Raw genomic sequence first — 15031 nt, 5'->3', positions numbered from 1 at the left:
AAAGCGCCTCGTTGTTTCAAGAAGCAACCAAAGGGACAAGTCTCTGATTTTTATTGGAAACTTCGCCGAACTACGTAGGAAAAATCCCTAAACCAACCAAGATTTTTTACCAAGGCCTGCCACGGACTGATCCTTGCGATCAGCCCGTGGTGCAACGTCAGGCTCGAACCGGGTCTGGCAACGGCAGGGCGAGCAAGCGTTCGTCGAGCAGGCCGAGGCCCTCCTGGAACAATGCATTGCTCCGCTCGTTCTCGCCCAGCCCAGCCAGCAGGCGGGCCAGTTCGGCGCAGGCTTCCGGGTTGCGCTGCAGGCGCAGGCTGCCTTCGAAATAATCCCGGGCCTTGCCCCACAGCCGGTTTTGCAGGCTCAGGCGCCCGAGGGTCAGCAGCAGGCCCGGATCGTCGGGATGGGTCTTGAGCCAGCCTTCGGCGGTCTGCAGTTGCTTCGCCGGGTCGCTGCCACGCACCAGGCCGTACAAGCGCGCCAGGTGAGTCTCATATTCACGCTTGAGGGCAGTGCGAAGGATTTCCTCCGCCTCGTTTTCCGCACCCAGTTGACGAAGCTGCTCGGCATAGGCCAGCACCAGTTGCGGCTCCTGCCACTGGGCATTGGTGAGCTGCTGCCAGGCACGTTCAAGGGATTGCCGCGCAGCCTGGCCGTCGCCCTCGCGCTGCACCGCCAGGGACAGGTTCTGCCCCCAGGCACGCCGCTCCAGCTCCGCCAGCTCCTTGCCCGACAGCACCTTGTCCTTGCGCAGTTCCGGCATCAGGCGGATCAGCGCCGGCCAGTCGCCACGCTGCTGGTAGAGACGCTGCAACTGCCGCAGTACCTGGGCGTTGTGCGGATGGCGCTCATGCATGGCCTGGAGGGTTTCCAGTGCCGCATCGGTATCGCCGCGGTCAACCTGCAATTGCGCGTGGGTCAGGGCGATCGCCAGTTCGGCCTGGGGCTGACGCTCCAGCGCGCGCTCCAGGAGGTTGTCGCTGTCTTCGCTGCGCCCCAGTTCGTTGGCCGCGCGGGCGGCGCCAAGGTAATACAGAAGTGGCTGGCGCTCGGCCTCGGCAGCCCGGTGCAGATGACGCTGGGCACTGGCCCAGCGGCCTTCGGCGAGATCCAGCTGACCCTGCTCGATGGCCAGGCGAGTACGCCGGCTACGGTTGCGCCGCGACCATGGGTTGACCACGCCGGTGGAGGTCAACACCAGGCCAAGCAGCAACTTGAGCAGCCACAGCAGGAAGACCACGGCGGCCAGCAGCGCCAAGGTCGCCCACAGGCTCGACTCGTAGCGGAAGCTGTCATAGGCGATCAGCACGTAGCCGCTGTGCTTGGCCACGGCGATACCCAGCAGCGTCGCAACCACGATCGCAACGACGATCAGGATATAGGCGCGCTTCATGGCGTCGCCTCCCCGGCCTTCTCGCCAGGCTGACGCAATGCCGCTTCCTCGGCCGGCAGGTGTCGGCGCTCAAGATAGGCCTGCACGGCGCTGAGGCTTTCGGCCAGGTCGGGCGTGACCACGGTTACCGGTTCCTTGACCAGGGCATTGAGCTGGTCGAGCATCAGCCGGCTCTGCTCGTTGTCCTTGTTGAAGTTGCCCAGCAGCACGCTGCGCGCCTCGTCCAGGGCCTGGCCGTAGACCTTGGCCTCGCCATTGAGCGCTGCCCACTGCGCCTGCTCCAGCGCCAGGCTCAGGGCCAGGCGGACCTGGGCCAGGGCCTGGCCGGCGAGCAGCGGGCGAATGTTGTCATCGGCGTTGAAGTCGATCCGGAAGTAGCGCGAGATCTCCGCCCACCACTGCGACCAGCGGCTGGCGCCGTCGCCATCGGCGGTCAGGCCGAACAGGGATTCACCGTCGTTCTTGAATTCCGGCGCCAGCACATTGAGCTGGACCACCTGCTCGCGCAGGGCGGCAAGCTTGAGGAACAGCCCGGTGCGGTCTGGCTGCTGCACGCTGTTCAACGCGGCAAGGCTGCGAGCCAGTTGCTCACGGGCAGCGAAGGAAGCGGGATCGCTCTGCTCGCGCAGGATCTGGTCGGCGCCTTCGACCAGGGCCCGGGCGCTGGCGATGTCCTGCAAGGCGGACAGGCGCAGGCTGGCCAGGCGCAGCAAGTGCTCGGCCTCGGCCAGGCGCCAGTCCTTGCGGCTGGCCCCGAGCACGGTTTCCAGGCGCTGGCTCAGGCGTTGCTGGTCGCCCTGCAATTGCGCCACCAGACGGCGGCGGTCTTCCAGCTCGCTGGCCGGAGGCAGGCTGCCGAGCTGGGCCGAAAGCTGCTGTTCGCGGGCCTGCAGGGCTTCGCTTTGCTCGTTGAGCTGACGGACCTGCTCGACCTGGTCCTGATTGACCTGCTGCAGGTGCCGTACCTGCCACAGTCCCCAGCCACCCGCGGCGACACCTGCGGCGCCGAGCAGCAGGGCGAGGATCGCCAGACCGTTGCCGGAACGCCCTGAGGACGCGGGCGCAGGAGTCGCCGGAGCCTCGGACGTCGTTTGCTGTTCTTCGTTGGGCAAGGCTGTTTCGCTCACGTATCCATCCTTTGTTTTCAGGCGCGTCGCCTCAGCTTAGCGCCTCAGGAAGCGGGTGCAGGGGTTTCCTGCAACGCCGCCAGCAAGGCCGCGGCACTGGCGCCACGGCAATCCACCACATTCTGCGCGCCGGCCGCGAGGGCGATTTGCGCCACCCGCGGGCTCGGCACGAACAAGGGCAACCGCGCCAGGCGCGGCCAATCCTGCGCAGCAAGGGTGCGCAAGTGTTCGAAACCCTGCCCACTGCTGACCACCAGGCCGTTCAGGCGTTCCGCCTCGATGCGCTGTGCCAGGGCTTTGGCAGGGTAGTCCGGGAGACCACGACGGTACAGCGGCAGATAGTCGACAGCCGCCCCCAGCGCCGTCAACTGCCCGGCCAGCAACTCGCGCCCCTCCTCGCCGCGGATGATCAATACCTGCGGCGCTTCGCAGGCCAGCGCCGCCTGCAAGGCCGGCAGGCGCAGCAGGGCTTCGCTGTCATCACCGTGATCAGGGAAATGAACGTCGAGACCGGCCTCCTGGAGCACCGCTGCAGTCGCCGCGCCCACCGTGAACCAGGCCAGCGCCGGCAGGGTCGGCCAATGCTCGGCAAGCAGCTGCAGGCCGAATCGGGCGGCTGGCTTGCTGACCACGATAACCGCCCGGTAGCGATCGAGATTGCGCGCCAGCGCCCGATGCATCTCCGAAACCGCCAGTGGCTGGATATCCAGCAAGGGCATGCAGCTGCCGTAGATGCCGTTCGTGGCGAGGGTCGCGGCCAGCGCCGCGCAGTCCTCGTCCGGACGGGTCAGCAGCAGCCGCCAGCCGGTCACGGGTGACCGGCCTCGCCATAGACCGCCTTGAGGATATCGCCCGCACCCTGGGCCAGCAGCGCTTCGGCCACTTGCACGCCCAGGGTTTCCGCTTGTGCACGGGGAGCGCGGGCCTCGGCATTGAGCAGGGCGCCGCCAGCCGGCTCGCCGACCAGACCGCGCAACCAGAGCTGGTCGCCTTCAAGTACCGCGTAGCAGGCGATCGGCACCTGGCAGCCACCGTTGAGGTGCTTGTTCAGCGCGCGTTCCGCGCTGACCCGGTCGGCGGTATCGGCATGGTGCAGCGGCGCGAGCAGCGCGTGGATTTCGTGATCGGCGCTACGGCATTCGATACCGACGGCACCCTGACCACCCGCCGGCAGGCTGTCGTCGACGCTGATGGTGTCGGTGATGCGGTCTTCGAAACCGAGGCGGATCAGGCCGGCGGCAGCGAGGATGATGGCGTCGTACTCGCCGGCATCGAGCTTGGCCAGGCGGGTATTGACGTTGCCCCGCAGGAAGCGGATTTCCAGGTCCGGACGACGCGCCAGCAACTGGGCCTGGCGGCGCAGGCTGGAGGTGCCGACGATGCTCCCGGCCGGCAGGGCATCGAGATTGGCGAAGGTATTGGAGACGAAGGCGTCGCGCGGGTCTTCGCGCTCACAGATGCAGAACAGGCCCAGGCCTTCGGGGAAGTCCATCGGCACGTCCTTCATCGAGTGCACGGCGATATCGGCTTCCTGTTCGAGCAGCGCGGTTTCCAGCTCCTTGACGAACAGGCCCTTGCCACCGATTTTCGACAGCGGCGAGTCGAGCAGCTTGTCGCCACGGCTGACCATCGGCACCAAGGTCACGATCAGCCCGGGATGGGCCTGCTCCAGACGGGCTTTGACATATTCGGCCTGCCACAGGGCAAGGGCGCTTTTGCGGGTGGCAATGCGGATTTCGCGAGTGGACATGGAACGATCCGTACGAGAGTGATTCGCCGGATGATAACAGCTAGATCAAAGTCTCTTGCAGACCCATGTCAGCAAAGAAGTGACCATCCCTGGTCGCGATCCCGTCCATCCCCGCCCTAAAGCTGCTGCATCATTTTGCGCACACCGGCCACGTGCCGGCGGCTGACGATCAGCGCATCACCGTTCAAGCCCTTGAGAAACAGCTGGAAGTGGCCGAGGGGTGTGCGCTGCAGGCGCTCGATACGGTCGCGTGCCACCAGGGCATTGCGGTGGATGCGCACGAAACGCTCGCCAAACTCGTCTTCCAGGGCCTTGAGCGGCTCGTCCAGAAGGACCTCGCCATGCTCGTGACGCAGGGTCACGTACTTGTGGTCGGCGATGAAATAGATGACCTGGTCCAGCGGTATCAGCTCGATGCCCTTGCGGGTCCGCGCGCTGATGTGGCTGCGCGGGGCGCTGCCGCTTTCCGCGCCCGGACGGGTCAGGGCGGCCAGTTGCGCACGGTTGGGGCGCTCGGCCTTGCGCAGGGCGGCGTGCAGGTCTTCGCCCTGTACCGGCTTGAGCACGTAGCCGAGGGTGCTGTCCTTGAACGCCTCCAGGGGGAATTCGTCTTCGCTGGCGCAGAACACCACCGCCGGTGGTGCTTCACGCTCGCACAGACGGGCCGCGACCTGCAGGCCGTCCACGCCGGGCATGCGGATATCGAGCAGGACCACGTCGGGCTTGTGGCTATCGATCAATGCCAGGGCCTCTTCGCCGTTGGTGGCGCTGGGCTCCAGCACGGTATAGCCCTCCAGGTCGCCGAGCAGACGGCTCAGGCGTTCGCGGGCTTGGGATTCGTCATCAACGATCAGGACATTCATATTGCGCTGGATTCCTGCGTGAGTCTCGCACAAGGCTTACGTGGACAATCGCGGTAACAGGCCGTCACCACGACCCACGCTCAGACTCGCACGATGGCTAAAGATTCACTGGTCGACAGCAAACAATGCCGATCCTCTGTCCAACTGTAGACGGTTGCCGCAACACTGCCGTTCAATCGTTGAATATCCCCTGCGAACGCGACACAAACCCGCATTTGTGCCGACCGCCGAGCCCCGTCGGGGGCGGCAACCCTGTTATCATCTGCCGCACTTTTTTCCCGTTCACGCCTTCAACGAGCGAATCCATGAGCACTGACAAGACCAACCAGTCCTGGGGCGGCCGCTTCAGTGAGCCCGTCGACGCCTTCGTCGCCCGCTTCACCGCCTCCGTCACCTTCGACCAGCGCCTGTACCGCCACGACATCATGGGTTCGATCGCCCACGCCACCATGCTGGCGAAGGTCGGCGTGCTCACCGACGCCGAGCGCGACAGCATCATCGACGGCCTGAAGACCATCCAGGGCGAGATCGAGGCCGGCAACTTCGACTGGCGCGTCGACCTCGAAGACGTGCACATGAACATCGAAGCACGCCTGACCGACCGCATCGGCATCACCGGCAAGAAGCTGCACACCGGTCGCAGCCGCAACGACCAGGTGGCCACCGATATCCGCCTGTGGCTGCGCGACGAGATCGACCTGATCCTGGCCGAGATCACCCGCCTGCAGCAGGGCCTGCTGGAGCAAGCCGAGCGCGAGGCGGAAACCGTCATGCCAGGCTTCACCCACCTGCAGACCGCCCAGCCAGTGACCTTCGGTCATCACCTGCTGGCCTGGTTCGAAATGCTCAGCCGCGACTACGAGCGCCTGGTCGACTGCCGCAAGCGCACCAACCGCATGCCTTTGGGCAGCGCCGCCCTGGCCGGCACCACCTACCCGATCGACCGCGAGCTGACCTGCCAGCTGCTGGGCTTCGAAGCCGTGGCCGGCAACTCGCTGGACGGCGTCTCCGACCGTGACTTCGCCATCGAATTCTGCGCTGCCGCCAGCGTGGCGATGATGCACCTGTCGCGCTTCTCCGAAGAGCTGGTGCTGTGGACCAGCGCGCAGTTCCAGTTCATCGACCTGCCCGACCGCTTCTGCACCGGCAGCTCGATCATGCCGCAGAAGAAGAACCCGGACGTCCCGGAACTGGTGCGCGGCAAGACCGGCCGTGTGTTCGGCGCCCTGACCGGCCTGCTGACCCTGATGAAAGGCCAGCCGCTGGCCTACAACAAGGACAACCAGGAAGACAAGGAACCGCTGTTCGACGCCGCCGACACCCTGCGCGACTCGCTGCGTGCCTTCGCCGACATGATCCCGGCGATCAAGCCACGGCACGCGGTGATGCGCGAAGCGGCCCTGCGCGGCTTCTCCACCGCTACCGACCTGGCCGACTACCTGGTCCGCCGTGGCCTGCCGTTCCGTGACTGCCACGAAATCGTCGGCCATGCGGTGAAATACGGCGTGGACACCGGCAAGGACCTGGCCGAGATGAGCCTCGACGAGCTGCGCCAGTTCAGCGACCAGATCGAGCAGGACGTGTTCGCCGTGCTGACCCTGGAAGGCTCGGTCAACGCCCGTGACCACATTGGTGGTACTGCTCCGGCTCAGGTGCGCGCCGCCGTGGCTCGCGGCAAGGCCCTGCTGGCCAGCCGCTAAGCCCTCAAAGCTGACGCGGCCCTTTGTGGGAGCTGGCTTGCCAGCGATGACTGTAGTGAATTCACCATAGCTATCGCTGGCAAGCCAGCTCCCACAGGGTCCTGCACCCTTATTACTGGCTACGCGCCTTGACCACCTTCTCCAGGAAGGTCGGGAACTGCGCCGCCTTGGCTTCATTGATCGCCAGCACATGCGGATTCTGGCCGATCAGCTCCAGCAGCGCCTGGGCCTGCGGGAAATCCTCCAGCACATCCACGCCATACACCTTCTTGCCGACGGCCCGCGCCAGATCGACGCTGAAGGCAAAGTACAAATCCGCCACGGTCAGACTCTCGCCCGCCACGTAAGGGCTGAATACCCCTGCGCGCTTGATCGCAGCCAGGCCGGCCTGCAGTTCGGTCCAGGCCTTGGTCTTGATCTCCTCAGGCACCTCGGCGCCAAAGAAGGCCTGCGGGTACAGGGCACGAGCGGTCAGTTCGATATACAGCTCGATCTCCTTGGCCAGTTCCCAGACCTTGGCCCGGGCGAACGGATCGGCCGGCAGCAGCGGCTTGCCGCCCTGGGTCTGCTCCAGGTAATCGAGGATCACCGCCGTCTCGCTGAGGAAGCCGTGCTCGGTCTCCAGCACCGGTACCTTGCCGCGCGGGCTGATCTTCAGAGACGCCTCGACCTGGCCGCCAAAGAACAGCACTTCCTCGAACGTCAGGCCCTTTTCCAGCAGCGCCAGTTTGACCATGTTGTAGTAGTTGCTGACCGCGAATCCATGAAGCTTGAGCATGTGGAACAGCCTCCAGGCCGTAAGGGGTTGGCCGGGCTTTTATAGCCCCAATGCCCGGGACTGACCAGCATCATGCGAGCGACAGATAGCCCGGCATTGCCGGCAAGGCCGTGGCACACTGGCTGCCTTGTCCAAAGGAGCACGCCATGAGCGACCACGATATCGACCACGATGACGAAGAAGCCTTCGCCGAGTCGACCCTGACCCAGGCCATCGAGAACCAGATCGAAAGCGGCGAGCCGCCGGCGGCCAAGGCAGCCTTCAACAAGCTGACCCTGGTGGGTTACGAGCGCGAGGACATCCTCAACCTGATGGCCCACGTGCTGGCGATCGAGATCGACGCCATGCTCGACGAGGACCGTCCGTTCAACACCGAATGGTACGAGACCGCACTGCGCGCCCTGCCCGAACTGCCGCCCGAGAAGGAATAAGGCAATTCAGAGCAAGGCGACTACACTGCAAGACCAGGCATCCGCAGAGGTGCCGCCCTCCTTTTCTTGAAGTCGGAGTATCTATGTCGTTTACCCCCGAGTTGGTTGCCGAACTGGAAATTCTCGCGCTGTTCAATCTGGACAGCACTCAGGAAGGACTCAAGGTCCATGCCACCGCCGCGCCGCAGACCATTGCCGCAGCGAAACGCCTTTATGAAAAGAAGCTGATCGACCAGCCCGATGGCGGCTACCTGACCCAACTGGGCCATGATGCGGCCGAAGCGGCCCAACAACTGCTGACCATCCTGAACGTCGCCGAGCCTGCCTGATTTCCCTGCCAAACCCTGAGCCCCGCGACTGTGGTCGCGGGCTTGCCACGACAGATTCGGTGGCGCCGACAGACGGCGCTGGAAATCTGACGTCAAAAATCAAATAGCGCTTATCGCTTCGCTTCGACTGCGGCTAAACTCGCCCGTGCCCTCCTGACGGCCGGTTTAAGCTTGCGATGAATTTTCCTCACGAAATCCGCCCTGACCTTGACCAGGGCATCGACCGCAAGGTCCTCAATCAACTGCGCAAGCGCTTCCTGGACCTCAACCAGGGCCGCCTGGGCCGCGCCATGGAAGGGCTTTCCAGCCGCCAGCAGCAGGTGCTGACCCTGTTGCCGCTGTTCTTCCACGTCAATCATCCGCTGCTGCCCGGCTATGTCTCCGGCAACACCCCGGCCGGCGTTTCCACTTACGAGCCAAGCCCGCTGGCCCTGGCAGAAGCCCAGCGCCTGACGCGTTCGTTCGCCTATAAAGGGCGCCGCGGCGAAAACCAGCAGCAGCCGATCCTCGGCCTGTTCCTGATGGGCAGCCTGGGCACCCTGGCCCAGGCGGAACAGAGCGACATGGATATCTGGGTGTGCCACGCCGCCGATCTCGGCGAAGCGGCGGTCGCCGAACTGCGCAAGAAATGCCAGTTGCTGGAAAGCTGGGCGGCCACCCAAGGCGCCGAGGCCCATCTGTTCCTGATCGAGCCAGGGCAATTCGTGCGCGGCGAGCGCGACAGCCGCCTCAGCTCCGACGACTGCGGCACCACCCAGCATTACCTGCTGCTCGACGAGTTCTACCGCACCGCGATCTGGCTGGCCGGGCGCACGCCGCTGTGGTGGCTGGTGCCGGTCTACGAGGAAGGCAACTACACCAAGTACACCGAGACCCTGCTGTCCAAGCGCTTCGTGCGCAGCGACGAGGTGCTCGACCTCGGCAACCTGGCGCACATCCCGCCCGGCGAGTTCGTCGGCGCCGGATTGTGGCAGTTGTTCAAGGGCATCGAGTCGCCCTACAAGTCGGTGCTCAAGCTGCTGCTGACCGAGGTCTACGCCAGCGAACATCCGGACGTGCGCTGCCTGAGCCTGCACTTCAAGCAGGCGGTGTTCGCCAATGTCCTCGATATCGACGAGCTGGACCCGTACATGATGGTCTACCGGCGCATCGAGCAATATCTGCAGCGCCGCAACGAAACCCAGCGCCTGGAACTGGTGCGACGCAGCCTGTACCTCAAGGTAAACCGCAAGATCAGCCAGTTGGCCCGGCAGAAACCCAACTGGCAGAGCGAGCTGCTGGAGCGCCTGGCCCACGAATGGAGCTGGGACGAGCGCCAGCTGGCCCTGCTCGACAGCCGCAGCCAGTGGAAGGTGCGTCAGGTCGCCGCCGAGCGCCGCGTGCTGGTGGCCGAGCTGAACCACAGCTATCGCTTTCTCGACCAGTTCGCGCGCAATCTCGGTGCCACCGCACGCATCGACCAGCGCGACCTGAACATCCTCGGTCGCCGTCTCTACGCCGCCTTCGAGCGCCGCGCCGGCAAGGTCGAATTCGTCAACCCGGGGGTAGCGCCGGACCTGGCGGAAGACACTCTGACCCTGGTCAATTCGCCAGACCGCAAGGAGCCGGGCCAGACCCACTGGGGCCTGTACAACGGCAATCTCGGCGTTCACGAGTGGGAGCACTTCACCCCGATCAAGCGCAGCCGCGATCTCCTCGACCTGCTGGCCTGGGCCCACCGCAACGGCGTGATCGACAGCGCCACGCGCCTGGCCCTGCACCCGGGCAGCAGCGACCTGAGCGAGTACGAGCTGTTCAACCTGATCGGCAGCCTGCAGCAGAGCGTGATGCTGCCGCTGAATACCGTCAGCGACGCGCGCCTGTTGCGCCCGAGCGTGGCCGACGAGGTGCTGTTGCTGGTCAACGTCGGCGTCGATCCGCTACGCCATCACCGCGACCTGAACATCCTGATGACCACCGAGCGCACCGACTCGCTGAGCTATGCCGGGGTCCGGGAAAATCTGGTGCTGACCCTCGACCAGGTCACCCTCAACAGCTGGAACGAAGTGCAGGTGCTGCGCTACGACGGCGAACACGCCCTGCTGCGCTGCCTGCGCGACTACCTCAACAGCCTCGACCACAACGGCACGGAAAACCCGCACCGGCCGACCCTGCGGGTACGCAGCTTCTGCCATAACCGCGCCCTGGCCATCGCCCAGCGGGTCGAGGAAGTCTTCATCACCGCCCAGGCCCTGTTCGACCAGCGCCTGAACCACCGCTACCTGATCCAGGTGCAGCAGCACACCCATGTGCTGGAGCTGTTCAGTGGTGGGGTCAGCCTGGTGTCGGTGGACAGCCAGGCCGAGCTGCTGGCGTACCTCAGAGAAGAGCGCAGCAGCTACAGTCCGCTGGCGCTGGACGGCAATGTGCTGGAAGACCACGACCTGGCGCTGGTCCTGCCGCTGGGCCAGCCGCAATGCGTGCAGGTGTTCTACCGGGTGCAGGACAACTGGGCCGACGTCTACGTGCTGGATGAGCACGACGCCCTGTGGCAGCAGCGCTTGCCCTTCCATGACGAAAGCAGCCTGCTCCTGCCGTTGCAGCGCTTCCTGCAATCGATGGTGTTTCGCCGCAATGCGCGGCTGCCGATGGACGAGCAGCAGGCTCATCCGCTGGACACCCTGTACTACCGGATACTGCCGTCAGGCAACGGCCGTGCCCGCCAGGTCGAGCCTTGGCAGGCGCCGGAGCTGGCACTGGACCTGCCCTACTACGAAGTCCAGGCGATCATCCAGGCGGCGGCGGACAACGCCATGCACGTCACCCTGTACTGCAACCAGAAGGAGTTTTCCGAGCTGGACCACGGCGACCAGTTGTATGCCGTGGTCGCCCGCGAAATCATCGAGCAGCGTCGTGATGCCCAGCGCTATCGCTGCTACATCACCGACCTGGATCTTTCCGATCTGCTCGCCGATGGCCAGGGCTCGAGCATCCTCTACCTGCGCTACAAGCAGGAGCTGGAGAGCCTGCTCAACCAGGCCCTGGCAGCGGTCTGATCAGAGGTCGAAATCACCGGCCGCTTCCGGCTGGTACTCGACCTCCAGCAGCTTGAGCTTGAGGGTCTTGCCACCGGGTGCCGGCCAGTCGATCTGCTCGCCCACCGACAGACCGAGCAGGGCGCAGCCGATCGGCGCGAGGATCGAAACGTTGCCTTCGCCGCCTGCATCCTTGGGGTAGACCAGGGTCAGGTGATAATCCTTGCCGCTGGCTTCCTCGCGGCAGTGCACGCGGGAGTTCATGGTCACCACCCCGGCGGGGACTTCCTCGTGACCGACCACCTGGCCAGCGCGATCCAGCTCGCCCTGCAGGGCCAGGACGCCCGGCGTGCTTTCGTCGAGACTGTCGAGCAGGCGTTCCAGACGCTGTACGTCCAGGCGGGTGAGGGTCAGGGAAGGTTTGGTGCTCATGATCCGTTCAGGCTCCTTTTGGCAGATCGCATAAAGCAAAACCCCGCCCAAGGGCGGGGTTTTCGAATGTTCGGCAGATGGCCGTTGTGAGGCTGACACTACCACAGCCGGGTAATTTCACAAGCCTTGAGGGCCTCATCGCCGGCAACGCCGGCTCCCACAGGGATTGCATGCACCGCGGTCCTTGTGGGAGCCGGCGTTGCCGGCGATGAGGCCAGCAGGAGCAGCAAAAACCTCAGGACCCGGTAGCCGCCATCCGCCGCGCACCGGCCTCGGCACAGATCTCCCGCCGCCGCTGGTCATCCGCCGAACGCCACTCGCGGATATGCTCAACATGGCGGAAGCAACCGATGCACACCCGCGCCTCGTCCAGGCGGCAGGTGCTGATGCACGGTGACTTCACCGCCGGGCTGACGTTGCTGTACAGCGGCTTGGGCGGCCGAACCTCGCTGCTCATCTCAGATCTCTTCGAAATCGAGCTTTTCACCGGCACGTTCCCAGACGATGCGCTCCAGCATCTCGCCCAGCAACTCCTCGGTCTTCTCGCAGACCCACTTGCCGCTTTCTTCGTCGTAGTCGAAATGGAAACCGCCGGAACGGTCGGCCAGCCACAGCTGGCGCAACGGCTCCTGGCGACTGAAGATCAACTGGGCGCCGTTGTCGAACTTGATGGTCAGCACGCCGGCCGAGTTTTCCATGTCCAGGTCCAGGTCGCTCTCATCGAACAGGTCTTCCAGTGCCTGTTGGGTCGCGTCTACCAGATCGTGAAAACGCGCTTCGCTCAAACTCATTGCAGGAACCTCGAAAAATGTCTGCTCAACACGCAAGCCGGGCAAGATACGAGCGCCGCGTCGCGAATGCAAAGACAAACGCCGCGCCCCGTGCACACCGCCCGACGGCTGGCGCGCTGCATAGGCAAGGCGCCGGGCGCTCGGTATACTCCGGCGCAATACTGCTTAAATCAAAGGATTTCGCCATGAAGCGCCTGATTTCCTCCCTCGCGGCGCTCGTCGCGGTTGCCTGCCTTGTCTCCGCCTGCGGCCAGAAAGGCCCACTGTACCTTCCTGACGACAGCAAGGACGGCAAGAAGTCGCAATCGCACCAGCACCAGTAAGGGACTCCGATGGACGCTTTCAACTACCGCGACGGCGAGCTGTTCGCGGAAGGTGTGGGCCTGTCGGCGATCGCCGAACGTTTCGGCACCCCGACCTACGTGTACTCCCGGGCCCATATCGAAGCCCAGTACCGTAGCTACGCCGATGCCCTGCAAGGCACTTCGCACCTGGTCTGCTTCGCGGTCAAGGCCAACTCCAACCTGGGCGTGCTGAATGTCCTGGCGCGCCTCGGCGCCGGCTTCGACATCGTTTCCGGCGGCGAGCTGGAACGCGTCCTGGCAGCCGGCGGACGTGCCGACCGCGTGGTCTTCTCCGGCGTCGGCAAGACCCGCGCGGACATGCGCCGCGCCCTCGAAGTCGGCGTGCACTGCTTCAACGTAGAGTCCACCGACGAACTGGAGCGCCTGCAGCAGGTCGCAGCAGAACTGGGCGTACGCGCCCCGGTGTCGCTGCGGGTCAACCCGGACGTCGATGCCGGCACCCACCCGTACATCTCCACCGGCCTGAAAGAGAACAAGTTCGGCATCGCCATCGCCGATGCCGAAGAGGTCTACATCCGCGCCGCACAGTTGCCGAACCTGGACGTGGTCGGCGTCGACTGCCATATCGGTTCGCAACTGACTTCCCTGGAACCCTTCCTCGACGCCCTCGACCGCATCCTGATGCTGGTCGACCGCCTCGGCGATTGCGGCATCCTGCTCAACCACCTGGACCTGGGTGGCGGCCTCGGCGTGCGCTACCGCGATGAGCAGCCACCGCTGGCCGGCGACTACATCAAGGCCGTGCGCGAGCGCCTGGGCGAGCGCGACCTGGCCCTGGTGTTCGAGCCGGGCCGGCATATCGTGGCCAACGCCGGGGTCCTGCTGACCCGCGTGGAATACCTCAAGCACACCGAGCACAAGGACTTCGCCATCGTCGATGCGGCGATGAACGACCTTATCCGCCCGGCGCTGTACCAGGCCTGGATGGACGTCAGCGCCGTGCACCCCCGCGCCGGCGAAGCACGCACCTACGACGTGGTCGGACCGATCTGCGAGACCGGCGACTTCCTCGCCAAGGACCGCACCCTGAACCTGGCCGAAGGCGACCTGCTGGCTGTCCGCTCCGCGGGCGCCTATGGTTTCGTCATGAGCTCCAACTACAACACCCGTGGCCGCAGCGCCGAAGTGCTGGTCGATGGCGACCAGGCGTTCGAAGTGCGCCGCCGCGAGACCGTAGCCGAGCTGTTCGCCGGCGAAAGCCTGCTGCCGGAGTGACACGATGCTTTTGCGTTTTACCAAGATGCACGGCCTGGGCAATGACTTCATGGTCCTCGACCTGGTCAGCCAGCACGCGCATATCCTGCCCAAGCACGCCAAGCAATGGGGCGACCGCCATACCGGCGTGGGCTTCGACCAACTGCTGATCGTCGAGGCGCCGAGCAATCCGGAAGTGGATTTCCGCTACCGGATCTTCAACGCCGACGGCTCCGAAGTGGAACAGTGCGGCAACGGCGCGCGCTGCTTCGCCCGCTTCGTCCTCGACAAGCGCCTGACCGCGAAGAAGCGCATCCGCGTGGAAACCAAGGGCGGCATCATCGAGCTGGACGTGCGCAACGACGGGCAGATCTGCGTCGACATGGGCCCGCCACGCCTGGTCCCGGCGGAAATCCCGTTCCAGGCACCGGCCCAGGCCCTGAGCTATCCGCTGGAAGTCGGCGGGCAGACCGTCGAACTGGCCGCAGTGTCCATGGGCAACCCGCACGCCGTGCTGCGCGTGGATGACGTCAACAACGCCCCGGTCCACGACCTCGGCCCACAGATCGAGCATCACCCGCGCTTCCCGCAGCGAGTCAACGTCGGTTTCCTCCAGGTCATCGACCGCCACCGCGCCCAGTTGCGCGTGTGGGAGCGCGGCGCCGGGGAAACCCAGGCCTGCGGTACCGGTGCTTGCGCCGCTGCGGTGGCCGCCATCAGCCAGGGCTGGATGGATTCGCCACTGCTTATCGACCTGCCCGGCGGACGCCTGTCCATCGAGTGGGGCGGTCCGGGCAAGCCGGTGATGATGACCGGCCCGGCGGTACGGGTCTACGAAGGACAGGTTCGTCTATGAGTGAG

The 15031-nt window shown here is 65.1% G+C and carries 16 protein-coding genes; 7 read left to right on the top strand and 9 right to left on the bottom strand.

Annotated elements, in window-relative coordinates:
- Nucleotides 1-157: 157 nt before the first annotated feature.
- The 5 genes from ACODSK_RS03170 to ACODSK_RS03150 form a co-directional block, all read right to left on the bottom strand.
- Nucleotides 158-1396, bottom strand: coding sequence for a heme biosynthesis HemY N-terminal domain-containing protein (locus ACODSK_RS03170; protein WP_489013822.1), 1239 nt, complete (start codon nt 1394-1396; stop codon nt 158-160).
- Nucleotides 1393-2523, bottom strand: a complete 1131-nt coding sequence (locus tag ACODSK_RS03165) for a uroporphyrinogen-III C-methyltransferase (protein WP_489013820.1) — start codon at nt 2521-2523, stop codon at nt 1393-1395. Before ACODSK_RS03165 ends, ACODSK_RS03170 begins: the two co-directional genes overlap by 4 nt.
- A gap of 44 nt (nt 2524-2567) precedes the next feature.
- On the bottom strand, nt 2568-3335 hold the full coding sequence (locus ACODSK_RS03160) for a uroporphyrinogen-III synthase (protein ID WP_489013818.1): 768 nt from the start codon (nt 3333-3335) through the stop codon (nt 2568-2570).
- Nucleotides 3332-4273 (bottom strand): hydroxymethylbilane synthase, encoded by a 942-nt coding sequence (hemC, locus tag ACODSK_RS03155; protein WP_489013816.1) that lies wholly within the window; start codon nt 4271-4273, stop codon nt 3332-3334. The genes ACODSK_RS03160 and hemC overlap by 4 nt, the downstream gene beginning before the upstream one ends.
- 116 nt (nt 4274-4389) lie before the next feature.
- Entirely contained in the window at nt 4390-5136 is a 747-nt protein-coding gene (locus tag ACODSK_RS03150; protein ID WP_489013814.1) for a LytR/AlgR family response regulator transcription factor, read from the bottom strand.
- A 305-nt stretch (nt 5137-5441) separates the two neighbouring features.
- Here ACODSK_RS03150 and argH point away from each other — a divergent pair, with 305 nt between their 5' ends.
- Nucleotides 5442-6836 (top strand): argininosuccinate lyase, encoded by a 1395-nt coding sequence (argH, locus tag ACODSK_RS03145; protein ID WP_489013812.1) that lies wholly within the window; start codon nt 5442-5444, stop codon nt 6834-6836.
- Nucleotides 6837-6948: 112 nt separating this feature from the next.
- On the opposite strand, the gene ACODSK_RS03140 is transcribed toward argH, so the two are convergent.
- Nucleotides 6949-7614 (bottom strand): glutathione S-transferase family protein, encoded by a 666-nt coding sequence (locus ACODSK_RS03140; protein WP_489013810.1) that lies wholly within the window; start codon nt 7612-7614, stop codon nt 6949-6951.
- Between the two features lie 146 nt (nt 7615-7760).
- Between ACODSK_RS03140 and ACODSK_RS03135 the strand changes: the two genes are divergently transcribed.
- The 3 genes from ACODSK_RS03135 to ACODSK_RS03125 all read left to right on the top strand — a co-directional run bounded on the left by ACODSK_RS03135 (nt 7761) and on the right by ACODSK_RS03125 (nt 11409).
- Nucleotides 7761-8045, top strand: a complete 285-nt coding sequence (locus tag ACODSK_RS03135; RefSeq protein ID WP_489013808.1) for a hypothetical protein — start codon at nt 7761-7763, stop codon at nt 8043-8045.
- An 83-nt stretch (nt 8046-8128) separates the two neighbouring features.
- Nucleotides 8129-8374 carry a TIGR02647 family protein gene (locus ACODSK_RS03130; RefSeq protein WP_075802814.1) on the top strand — a complete coding sequence of 82 codons (246 nt, stop codon included), beginning with the start codon at nt 8129-8131 and terminating at the stop codon, nt 8372-8374.
- 176 nt (nt 8375-8550) lie between these two features.
- Nucleotides 8551-11409 (top strand): class I adenylate cyclase, encoded by a 2859-nt coding sequence (locus ACODSK_RS03125; protein WP_489013806.1) that lies wholly within the window; start codon nt 8551-8553, stop codon nt 11407-11409.
- Here the strand turns inward: ACODSK_RS03125 and rnk are convergent, their stop codons facing one another.
- The 3 genes from rnk to cyaY form a co-directional block, all read right to left on the bottom strand.
- Nucleotides 11410-11820: a nucleoside diphosphate kinase regulator gene (gene rnk / locus ACODSK_RS03120; protein WP_489013804.1), complete on the bottom strand. Its 411-nt coding sequence runs from the start codon at nt 11818-11820 to the stop codon at nt 11410-11412.
- Between the two features lie 235 nt (nt 11821-12055).
- Nucleotides 12056-12277 (bottom strand): DUF1289 domain-containing protein, encoded by a 222-nt coding sequence (locus ACODSK_RS03115; RefSeq protein ID WP_489013802.1) that lies wholly within the window; start codon nt 12275-12277, stop codon nt 12056-12058.
- 1 nt (nt 12278) lies between these two features.
- The gene (gene cyaY, locus ACODSK_RS03110; protein ID WP_489013801.1) at nt 12279-12611 is read right to left on the bottom strand and encodes an iron donor protein CyaY; all 333 of its coding nucleotides are present in this window, start codon (nt 12609-12611) and stop codon (nt 12279-12281) included.
- Nucleotides 12612-12796: 185 nt separating this feature from the next.
- Between cyaY and lptM the strand changes: the two genes are divergently transcribed.
- Genes lptM through dapF form a run of 3 tightly spaced genes read left to right on the top strand, consistent with a single transcriptional unit; the run spans nt 12797 to nt 15026 of the window.
- Nucleotides 12797-12934: an LPS translocon maturation chaperone LptM gene (lptM, locus tag ACODSK_RS03105; RefSeq protein WP_009395706.1), complete on the top strand. Its 138-nt coding sequence runs from the start codon at nt 12797-12799 to the stop codon at nt 12932-12934.
- A 9-nt stretch (nt 12935-12943) separates the two neighbouring features.
- Entirely contained in the window at nt 12944-14191 is a 1248-nt protein-coding gene (gene lysA, locus ACODSK_RS03100) for a diaminopimelate decarboxylase (RefSeq protein WP_489013799.1), read from the top strand.
- 4 nt (nt 14192-14195) lie between these two features.
- Entirely contained in the window at nt 14196-15026 is an 831-nt protein-coding gene (gene dapF, locus ACODSK_RS03095) for a diaminopimelate epimerase (protein ID WP_489013797.1), read from the top strand.
- Nucleotides 15027-15031 lie beyond the last annotated feature (5 nt).

Source organism: Pseudomonas sp. FG98 (assembly GCF_057808595.1).
Note: the sequence above shows the minus strand (reverse complement) of the source record. Positions and strands in the feature narration are given on the sequence as shown.

Excerpts from the sequence above, each read along its gene's own strand:
- ACODSK_RS03170 (WP_489013822.1), bottom strand. The coding sequence starts at position 1,396 with ATGAAGCGCGCCTATATCCTGATCGTCGTTGCGATCGTGGTTGCGACG.
- ACODSK_RS03125 (WP_489013806.1), top strand. The coding sequence starts at position 8,551 with ATGAATTTTCCTCACGAAATCCGCCCTGACCTTGACCAGGGCATCGAC.
- rnk (WP_489013804.1), bottom strand. The coding sequence starts at position 11,820 with ATGAGCACCAAACCTTCCCTGACCCTCACCCGCCTGGACGTACAGCGT.
- cyaY (WP_489013801.1), bottom strand. The coding sequence starts at position 12,611 with ATGAGTTTGAGCGAAGCGCGTTTTCACGATCTGGTAGACGCGACCCAA.
- dapF (WP_489013797.1), top strand. The coding sequence starts at position 14,196 with ATGCTTTTGCGTTTTACCAAGATGCACGGCCTGGGCAATGACTTCATG.
- argH (WP_489013812.1), top strand. The coding sequence starts at position 5,442 with ATGAGCACTGACAAGACCAACCAGTCCTGGGGCGGCCGCTTCAGTGAG.
- ACODSK_RS03135 (WP_489013808.1), top strand. The coding sequence starts at position 7,761 with ATGAGCGACCACGATATCGACCACGATGACGAAGAAGCCTTCGCCGAG.
- ACODSK_RS03130 (WP_075802814.1), top strand. The coding sequence starts at position 8,129 with ATGTCGTTTACCCCCGAGTTGGTTGCCGAACTGGAAATTCTCGCGCTG.
- ACODSK_RS03115 (WP_489013802.1), bottom strand. The coding sequence starts at position 12,277 with ATGAGCAGCGAGGTTCGGCCGCCCAAGCCGCTGTACAGCAACGTCAGC.
- hemC (WP_489013816.1), bottom strand. The coding sequence starts at position 4,273 with ATGTCCACTCGCGAAATCCGCATTGCCACCCGCAAAAGCGCCCTTGCC.
- ACODSK_RS03140 (WP_489013810.1), bottom strand. The coding sequence starts at position 7,614 with ATGCTCAAGCTTCATGGATTCGCGGTCAGCAACTACTACAACATGGTC.
- lysA (WP_489013799.1), top strand. The coding sequence starts at position 12,944 with ATGGACGCTTTCAACTACCGCGACGGCGAGCTGTTCGCGGAAGGTGTG.
- ACODSK_RS03150 (WP_489013814.1), bottom strand. The coding sequence starts at position 5,136 with ATGAATGTCCTGATCGTTGATGACGAATCCCAAGCCCGCGAACGCCTG.
- lptM (WP_009395706.1), top strand. The coding sequence starts at position 12,797 with ATGAAGCGCCTGATTTCCTCCCTCGCGGCGCTCGTCGCGGTTGCCTGC.